This window comes from Xanthomonas sp. SHU 166 (assembly GCF_000364685.1).
Lineage (GTDB): Bacteria > Pseudomonadota > Gammaproteobacteria > Xanthomonadales > Xanthomonadaceae > Xanthomonas_A > Xanthomonas_A sontii.
In genome coordinates, this window is record NZ_AQOJ01000302.1 from 1 (window position 1) to 1616 (window position 1616).

2 protein-coding genes and 1 pseudogene are annotated in these 1616 nt (G+C 68.5%); all 3 read left to right on the forward strand.

Annotation, left to right across the window (positions count from 1 at the left end; genetic code table 11):
- The coding region (locus D180_RS22970; RefSeq protein ID WP_198526532.1) for a PilZ domain-containing protein at positions 1-116 on the forward strand (116 nt) is incomplete at its 5' end.
- A 91-nt stretch (positions 117-207) separates the two neighbouring features.
- Positions 208-840 carry a response regulator transcription factor gene (locus D180_RS09190; protein ID WP_017908534.1) on the forward strand — a complete coding sequence of 211 codons (633 nt, stop codon included), beginning with the start codon at positions 208-210 and terminating at the stop codon, positions 838-840.
- Positions 841-1107: 267 nt separating this feature from the next.
- A pseudogene (locus D180_RS09195) lies at positions 1108-1616 on the forward strand (RNA polymerase sigma-54 factor); the annotation flags it as partial.

Here is a 1616-nt window from a genome sequence, read left to right on the forward strand (position 1 = left end):
TCGTGCAACTTTGGCTACGGTTCGAGACACAGCCGCCGGGCCTGGAAGAGGCCCTGGAACGCCACCTGTTCCGGCTGCACCGCCGGCAGATCGCCGACAGCCGGCGCGCGCGCTGAGCCGGCACACCGCCCCCCGGACCGCCGCGGCGAGGTTGGCGGCGGCGGGCGGCTCGGCTAATGTGCGGCTCTGAATAGAAGGACCTGCACCGTGCGAGTCATCATCGTCGACGATCACACCCTGGTACGCGCCGGCCTGAGCCGGCTGCTGCAGACGTTTGCGGACGTCGACGTGGTCGCCGAGGCCAGCAACGCGCAACAGGCCGTGGACCTGGCCACCCTGCACCGCCCCGACCTGGTGCTGATGGACCTGTCCCTGCCGGGGCGCAGCGGCCTGGACGCGCTCACCGACGTGCTGCACAGCTCGCCCAAGACCCGGGTGGTGATGATGTCGATGCACGACGACCCGGTGCATGTGCGCGATGCGCTGGACCGCGGCGCCACCGGCTTCGTGGTCAAGGACGCCGCCCCGCTGGAGCTGGAGCTGGCGTTGCGCGCGGCCAGCGCCAACCAGGTGTTCCTGAGCCCGCAGATCTCCTCCAAGATGATCGCGCCGATGCTCGGCCGTGAGCGCCCGGTCGGCATCGCAGCACTGTCGCCGCGACAGCGCGAGATCCTGCGCCAGATCGGCCGCGGCCAGAGCAACAAGGAAATCGCCTCGGACCTGGGCATCAGCGTCAAGACCGTCGAGACCCACCGCGCGCGGATGATGGAATCGCTGGGCTGCCGCCGCGCCAACGATCTGGTCCTGCTGGCCGCACGCCACCAGGGCGAGTTGAGCTGAACTGGGGACGGCATCCCGACACGGGACATTGGCATGGCGCTTGCCTTAATCGGTCAGCAGGCGTGACGCTTCCGCCGGACCCCGCTGCATCGGGCATTTCGCCGTCGACTGTCCGGCGCCCACGCGCCGCATGTCGGGAAATCCCTGACACCCTGTCGGGAATTTGACTACCCTACTCAGGAACACCCCGATTCTGTTACCGTCGGGCGACAAGCACTATGCGTTCCACGGGCGCCAGAGGGTTGGCGCCGAACCGAGGAAGTCCGCATGAAGCCGACCGTTTCCGCCCAACTGGGCCAGCAACTGCATCTGACCCCGCAACTGCTGCAGTCGATCCGGCTGCTGCAGCTCGATGGCATGCAACTGGAACTGGAAATCCGCCGCGCACTGGAGACCAATCCATTGCTCGAGCTGGAAGAGCCCGAGGGCGTGATCGAGCCGGTGGTCAAGCATGAGGATGCGGCGCTGGAAACCGCGGCATTCGACGAACTGCCCGAATCCTCGATGTGGGACATCCCGGCCGCCGGCTGGAACGACGGCGAAGACGACCGCATGCAGCGCATCGTCGCGGGCGAGTCGACCGATCCGCACCTGCGCGTGCTGCAGCGGCTGGCCCTGGAACTGCCGGCGGCGGAACTGGCGGCGGCCGCGTTCTGGCTGGAACACTGCGACGATGCCGGCTACCTGGACGGCCCGCTCGACACCCTGCAGCAACTGGCCAGCGCCCGGCTGGGCCTGTCGGTGGCGCAGGCCGAAGCCGTCCGCCAGCGCCTGCT